The sequence below is a fragment of the Xenorhabdus miraniensis genome, assembly GCF_002632615.1.
The window spans coordinates 81,056-89,168 of the sequence record NZ_NITZ01000020.1 but is presented as its reverse complement, the minus strand read 5'-3'; the positions used below and the strand labels follow the sequence as shown (position 1 = coordinate 89,168).

Here is an 8,113-nt window from a genome sequence, read left to right as displayed (position 1 = left end):
ATTGACGCGTTCCGCGGGATATGCCGGTGAAATAGGCACATAAGCGCCACCCGCTTTCAGCACGGCCAGAATACTGATCACCATTTCCAGACTGCGGTCAAAATAAAGGGCGATCAGTGTGCCGGCTTGCAGCGGTGCATTTTTTTGCTGCTGGTAATGTTCGCGAATAGCGCTTGCTAGCTGGTTCGCCCGTTCGTTGAGCTGGCGGTAGGTCAGTGTTTCTCCCTCAAACACCAGGGCCACGTTATCCGGCGTGATTTCCACCTGTGCTTCAAACAATTGTTGCAGGGTTTTGTCCTGCGGGTAGGAAACATCGGTCTGGTTCCATGTATGCAGCAAGGTATGGCGCTCTTCTTCACTAAGGAACATGATTGACGTATGCGGCTGATGTGGGTCACAGGCCACGGCGTGCAGAATGCGCTCAAGCTGACCAAGCAAACGCAGCACTTGTTTATCTGTCAGCCAGCCTTCACCATAACCCAATTTTATGATTAAACTGTCGCCCTGCTCGTAGGCCATCAATGACAACGGATAATCCACTTTTTCGATGGCTTGGCGGAACTTCTGGGTATTTTCAATCCCTTTCTCGTTTTCGCTCACCACAGGAACCGGGTAGTTTTCAAAGACGAACAGGCTATGGAATAACCGTTCTCCGTCTGGCTGCAAGCTGGCGAGTGATACGGCACTGTGGCTGTTGAGTGCGGCGATATCCTTCTGTATGTCTTGTAAAACCGCAGAGATATTGTCCGCCTGAGTCCACTGCACCATCAACGGCAGGGTATTAATATACAAGCCGACACTGGACTCAATGCCCGCCACCGGTACATCACGGCCGGAAACGGTGGCGCCCACGATGGTCTGTTCATCCCCGGTGTAACTGTGCAGTAATTTATGCCAGGCAAATTGCAGGACCACATTGAGCGTAACACCTTGCATCCGGCACATGCTCCTCAGTTGTTCATAAAAATCTCCCTGTACAGTGAGCATCTGTTCGGCGGGTTTTTCAACGGTTTTAATCTGTGTTAAATCAACGTGATGGCTTAACAGGACTGACAAATCATTAGGTTCCCGGAAATGCGTTTTACGCTCAGCCCAATAAGCTTCAGATTCAGCCTGATGCTCCAGATAGTATTGCTGGGTTGCCAGATAGGCTTTATCTACCACTACTTGGGGGATGCGCCCCTGCGTGAGTTCGTTGTAATACTCATGTACGGTCTGCAATAAAATCGGGCCACTCCAGCCGTCGATAATCGCGTGGTGTTGTGTAATCAGGATTGTCGCCAACTGTTCATGTTGCTTGATGAACGTAAAGCGGGTTAAACCGGGCTGACTAAAATCAAAAGGCAGGGTACGGTCATGTTGTTGGATCGCTTCAATTGCCCGATCCTTCTCTTCTTCTGGTAATTGACTGATATCCTTGATGGTGAAATTAGCCGGACCAAGACTTGGACCCTCAGTCACAATCTGTAAAATTTCCCCTTCCCAATCAAATGCGGTTCTGAGGATAGGGAAGCACAGTGAAGTCAGCGCCCAGGCTTGTTGATAGGCGGCAAGATCGATATTGGTGTGATAATCCAACAATAGTTGCACACGATAGGCATCATCCTGTGGTTGAGCCAGATGGTGATAAATAAGTCCTTGCTGCAAACTGGTGGCAGGGTACAGGGTTTCCACCTGATAGCTTTGCTGCAAACGTTTTAGGCGTTCAATTGAAACGGCTTTAAATTCATAATCACTGGGTGTTTTCATTCCACCCGATTGAGCCTGTTTCTGACCGGCAGCGATGACATGATTGAGGGCTTGCTCAAAAGCCGTGATAAACATTTGTGTCTGGTCTGATGGCAATCGGGACATTACGCTGAATTGCAGTTTTCCCGCCTGAACAGCACCATTGATATCCAGCAGTAAATGACTGCCGTTCTCATTGGCGATCACTGAACCACAGCTATCGTCGATCAGCGTCCAATCCTGATGGTTGGCTTGTCTGGTCTCACCGCCGAATTGGCCGAGGAATTGGCCAAGATAGTTAAAGCTGATGGCAGGTAAATCTCCGGTCAGATATCCCGCCTGATGTAAGACACCGTAGCCAATGCCCCTATTGGGAATAGCACGCAGCATCTCTTTGGTGTGAATAATGGTTTCTGCAATATCATCCTGCACGGTCAGGCAAACAGGATACACAGTCGTAAACCAGCCAACGGTTTCGGAGATATCCAGCGTATTGTCGATGGTTTCCCGTCCATGTCCTTCAAGAATGATGGCGTTCATCGGTTGGGAGAAGGTTGTCTGCAATGCCAATGTGAGGGCGCTGAGCAATAGGTCATTGATTTCAGTGTGATAACCTGAATTGGCTTCACGCAGCAGGGTGCTGGTCAGTTCGGATGATAAGCTCAACTGTTGCGAGTTGATTTCTCCCATCACCGGATAGCTTTTTTTCCCTGTCATGACGCCCTGCCAGTAGGGCACTTCGTCTTGATGCTGTACTGCATAACGTTGGACAGCAGTGACCCATTGCCGGTAACTACTGGTTTTCGGTGGCAGCGTTGTGCCTTGTAGTAGCAGGCGCATATCTTCGGCGATAATTCGCCACGATACGGCATCAATAATCAGGTGGTGAAAGGCGAAAAATAATCGGGCACTGCCGTCGGCATATCCGGTCAGGTGAGCGGCTTGCCATAAAGGCCCCTCATAATAATCAAAACCACTCTGCCATTGGGTCAGTTGCTGGTATCGTTCAGCTTCATCCAGCTCTCTCACATCACAATGCAGTAATTCAGGCAACCGGAACGGCATTCCTGCGGGGTAACACTGACGATAGCCCTGTGCTGTGTTGATAAAACGGGCACGTAACATATCATGTCGCTCTGCCAGCGCTATCAGGGCCTGTGCAATATGTTTGTGCTGAATATTCCCGGGAAGCCGGAACATAAATGCCTGATTCCAATGGTGCGGATATGGCAGATTTTGATTGAAGAAATCTTGCTGGATAGGTAATAAATCAAACTCCCCGCTTAATAATCCCTGCTCAGCAACCACGGTGACTGCGGATGTTGTTTGTGTCAGGAGTTGCGCCAGACGCGATACTGTTGGTGCTTCAAAAATCGATTTGACCTGAAGAGAGAAACCTGCCTGCCGCAGTTTGGAAACCAACTGGATACTGATAATCGAATCGCCACCGATACGGAAGAAGTTGTCCTCAATGCCGATCCGCTCTAATCCCAAAACATCTTGCCAGAGTGCACACAATTGAGTTTCCAACTCCGTACGCGGTGCTATATAACGATCCCGGTTTTCCCATACTGGCGCTGGCAAGGCATGACGGTCGAGTTTGCCATTGGTGGTCAGGGGGATGGCCTCAATGCGGGTAAAGCTGGCGGGTATCATATATTCCGGCAAAAGGGCTGAAAGATATTCCAGCAGAGTATCATTGGTCAGCGTTTCGTCTGTCACCAGATAAGCGGCCAGTGCTTTATGGCCCGCATGCTCCTGGTCAATCACCACGGCTTGTTTCACCTGTGGGTGGGAGGATAAAGCCGTTTCAATTTCACCCAGCTCAATGCGGTAACCGCGGATTTTGACCTGAAAATCATTGCGCCCCAGATATTCGAGGTTGCCATCCGGCAGCCAGCGCACCAAATCACCGGTTTTGTACAGACGGGTATAACCGTTAGCCTTATCTTCAGCACTGGCAAACGGATTTTCGACAAAACGCTCAGCAGTCAGTTCCGGACGGTTCCGATATCCCCGTGCCAGTCCGGCACCGCCGATATACAACTCTCCGGGCGCACCAATAGGAGACAGTTTGCCATTACGATTAAGGACATACAGATGGGTATTATGATGTGCCTTGCCAATGGGGACATGGCCACTAAATTCATCAGTGACATCAAAGTGAGTGATATCATTTGTCGTTTCAGTTGGGCCATAGAGATTAATTAAAGTACTCGAACCCCTATTTATGGCTCTGAATGCGCTGACATGGGACATCGTCAACGCTTCTCCGCCGCATAGCACATAACGGATAGTGTCAGGCAATTGCTGGCCTAAATCCCGTATTGTCTGGCAGAAAGCACCTAACATGGATGGGACAAACTGCACAACCGTCACGCCGGTTTTCTGTATCAGTTGATGCAGGACTTCGGGTTGTTTATGCACATCCGGTGAGGGCATCACAATACTGGCACCAAACCAGTTAGCTGCAATCAGCTCCCAGACTGAAGCATCAAAGGTATAAGGGATTTGTTGCAGGACTTTATCCGATGCACTTAAGGGATATTGAGCCTGCATCCAACACAGGTGATTGATGACGTTCTGATGGGTCAGCTCAACACCTTTCGGCTGCCCGGTCGTTCCGGAGGTGTAGATAATGTATGCCAGATCTGTACTTTTGTTTACCGGCACTAAATTTTCCGCTGGTTGATCTTTGGTGATTGTACTGTCATCTGCGGCTATCAGCGCAGGTTGGATGGGTAAAATATGCGCACATTTTTCCAGTGTCGTCAGATATCGTTGCTGGGTTATCACACACGGGCTTCCGGTATCTTCCAGAATAAACTGGACTCGCTCCGGTGGATATTCGGGAGAAATCGGCACATAGGCACCGCCGGCTTTCAGCACCGCCAGAATACTGATCACCATTTCCAGACTGCGATCGAGGTAGAGGGCTATTGGTGTATCTGCCTGCATTGTTGCGTTATGTTGCTGTTGGTAACATTCGCGTATCACAACAGCGAGTTGATTTGCCCGTTCGTTGAGCTGACGGTAGGTCAGGGTTTCCTCTTCGAATATTAACGCCACATTATCGGGTGTTGCTGCGGCCTGAACCTCAAACTGCTGTTGTAGAATCATCTCTTGCGGGTAGGGGACGTTGGTCTGGTTCCAGCAGTGCAATAGGGTATGGCGCTCTTGTTCTAATAAAACAGGTAAGTCACTGACTAATACAGAAGAGGAGTTAAGCAGAGCAGTCAATAAGTTTTGCAATCGTTTAAATATTTTTTTTATATCTTGAGCGCTAAAATATTCCTGTAAGTAATCTATCGTTATTGTTATTTCCTGATTATGTCCAAAATCTTTTAATCGAAAAGCGATAGGATCAATATTAGAGAATCCGTCGATAACATGATATTGTGCCTGGCTGATTTCAGGTGTTGACCCTGCAAGTTTTTCATAGAATATAAATATATTGGGTAAAGCAATTCCATAATGATTAGCTATTCTGACCAAATGAGAACGAGGGAATTGACCGTGGTGATAACTCTCTTTTAGCGCTGATTCGGTTAGTTTAATCTGCTCAATCATACTGATTTCGTCAGAAACATGGCAATGTACGGGGTATATATTTGCCAGCATCCCTACGATATTTCTCTCTGATTTTGTCTTTCTTCCATGAGTGATGGTATTAAATGTTAATTCTTGCTGTCCTGTCAGTTCTGACATCATAATGGTGACCAGACTAGAGAAGACAGCGAGAAGATTCGTCTTATTTTCTTCACAAAAAGCGCGTAAATCTGCTTTAATTGACGATGGCAATACCAACTCATCGCTACCAGAACCCTTATTTTGATAATAAGGCGTTAATTGATGGATGTCATTTTTTGCTAAAAAATTATACCAGTAGCTTTTATCTTCTTCGTAATGGGAAGAATTCAGGTATTCTTTTGCTTTCTCTATTACATCTAAATATTGTGGAATTCCTGATAACCAAGTTGTTGATGTTCCATTTTTCAGGCATGAGTACAACTTAAAAACATATTCATGAAGTCGCAATAAACCGGTCCCATCAATGATAATATGGTGGAATTTATTGAAAAAATAATACCTTTCACTCGCAATGCGAATTAATGAAATCTGATACAAGATCTCATTTGGGAAGTTGATGGGCTGGCTTACCTGTTGCTGCATCCAATGCCGGGCTTTTTCTTCAGGATCAGGCTGCGTTGAAAAATCATGGAATAAGATTGACTCTGGATTGCTCTGATTTTCAAGATATTGCGTTGCTTCATTATCCGAATTAATCGAGAAACGTAATCTTAGGATATCAATATGTTGGTGCAGTAATTGCCAGGCTTGTTGCAAGATGACGATATCAATCTCACCTTCCATCAAGGTATACCAGCCTATATTGTGTAATGGAGTATTTTCATGAAGGGTTTGCTCGTAAAACACATCTTCTTGAGCGGGATGAAGGTCATATAAGTTCGAATTTAGCGAACCTTCAGTTGTTTTCATAATAAATTATACGAACGCATTCCGCTTGCAAGTTATTTGTAATCTATGATACAAATGGGTAAATTTCAGCGAGTGCCTAACCTTAATTTATTTATGTTTTTAGTATTAACATAATTTAGCAAACTATATTTTGTTCCTGATGGTTTAAATATTAATTTGTTATTTTTATTCAATAAGTGTTAGCATTATTCACCATGGTATCATTACAGCCAATCTTGCAACCTTTCAGCATTCTTCCTTATGCAAAATAGTTGATATTTATTTTCAGTCAATAGTTAGCCAATAGTTAAAGTCTTATTTCTGATTCTTTCAAGTATACATCCTTGTCACCCATCCTGTTCCGCCCAGATTCTTTTTATTTTCAATGATAATCATTGTGTTTCACTCATCATTATTGCATGGTAATAATTCTTTGTGCTGTAATAGTGATTGTCATTTGGATTGAAGTCTATATTATTTTTTATTTAATATGGTTAATTTTTTTTAATGGCCTATAAATCGCAAAATGATATAATTTATATTGTTTATGGTTTCAAGTTTATATTTTATTTGTATCGTTTTGTTTTTATTAAGGTAAACAGCCTTTCATTCTTTTTTATATTGAAGTAAATCGCTAGTGTAAGTAATTTTACCATTGGATTATTAATTCTTTTTAAATATATTTTTTATCAATCATGGGAAGTATTTTGATTAAAATTGTTGTGAAAGTGGTGTTATTTGTGATGAGGGAGGTGATGTTGATACATGTGGATAACTTAATAAAATAAATTTATAAAACCCGGCCTTATAACTGCATGATTTTACACCAATAATGATAGATAAAATGGTGTTTTTCGTTAAAGCGTTACACCCCGAATTGTGGTAGATTAACCCGTTTTTTTGGGAATGTGGTCTATCTTATTTTTAGGTTGGTGAGCAATATGGGCGTGTGGGGTTACTTATTTATCGCAATTTTGTCTGAAGTGGTAGCAACAACGATGTTAAAAACTGCGGATGGCTTTACTCGCTTAGTACCTTCGATTATTGTTGTGCTTGGGTATTGTTTATCTTTTTGGGCGTTATCACAAGTTGTTAAAGTAATGCCCTTGGGGATTGCTTATGCCGTTTGGTCTTGTCTTGGCATAGTGTTAGTTTCCATAGCAGGTATATTTTTATATCAACAGAAACTTGATTTACCCGCAATTATTGGAATCCTTCTAATTATTGCCGGCGTTTTAGTTATTAATTTGTTTTCTAAAAGTGCAGGACACTGATTTATATTGATCTATAGATTAACTCGATGATTCAACGGGAGAAAATATGCTTTTAAGGCGGAGAATTATTTTGTGTAGTTTGTTGTTGGTTTTCGGCATATTGGCTGGTTGCAGTGGGCAGCAAACAAATGCTTCATTAAATCGATACAAACATTATCACTACTCTGATCTGGGGATTCACTTGAGTAAAGATGCAAGTGAAACTTGCACTGACGCAGGAGGGATTCAGACACTGACTAATCAATTGAATGGTCAGAAAGTGCCTGTGTGCCAACTGGCTAATGGCCGTCGCTGTAATGAACAGGCTTTGCTGGATGGCGGATGTGCGTCAATTTAATTTTTTATGACAGAAATATGTCACTGCCAATATAAACATATTTCTGTCAACTTTTAATCCGCAGGATATTCATCCTTATAATGTTTTTCCTTAGTAAAAATGAAAGGCATTATCCAGTCTATAAAAATATTTATTTTTTTCTCTCGATAACTGACACGATACAGCTATAGAAGTTATTGGGTCAAATGACAATTATTTTTTAGCCACACAAATCTTATTTACAGAAAAATCATCAGATTATTCTGTGGTTGATATTGCAGTCTGAAAATAATGAGCAAGAATAATTAAGGTATTC

Annotated in this window: 3 protein-coding genes; 2 read left to right on the top strand and 1 reads right to left on the bottom strand. The window is 43.3% G+C overall.

The window, feature by feature from the left end:
* Positions 1-6,228: non-ribosomal peptide synthetase (locus Xmir_RS16955; RefSeq protein ID WP_145956904.1), on the bottom strand; the 6,228-nt coding region annotated here is incomplete at its 3' end.
* A gap of 920 nt (positions 6,229-7,148) precedes the next feature.
* On the opposite strand from Xmir_RS16955, the gene Xmir_RS16950 reads away from it, so the two are divergent.
* Complete coding sequence (locus Xmir_RS16950) at positions 7,149-7,481, top strand: DMT family transporter (protein ID WP_099114856.1); 333 nt, start codon at positions 7,149-7,151, stop codon at positions 7,479-7,481.
* 46 nt (positions 7,482-7,527) lie between these two features.
* Positions 7,528-7,818: a putative hemolysin gene (locus Xmir_RS16945; RefSeq protein ID WP_099114855.1), complete on the top strand. Its 291-nt coding sequence runs from the start codon at positions 7,528-7,530 to the stop codon at positions 7,816-7,818.
* Positions 7,819-8,113: the final 295 nt, after the last annotated feature.

Excerpts from the sequence above, each read along its gene's own strand:
- Xmir_RS16945 (WP_099114855.1), top strand. The coding sequence starts at position 7,528 with ATGCTTTTAAGGCGGAGAATTATTTTGTGTAGTTTGTTGTTGGTTTTC.
- Xmir_RS16950 (WP_099114856.1), top strand. The coding sequence starts at position 7,149 with ATGGGCGTGTGGGGTTACTTATTTATCGCAATTTTGTCTGAAGTGGTA.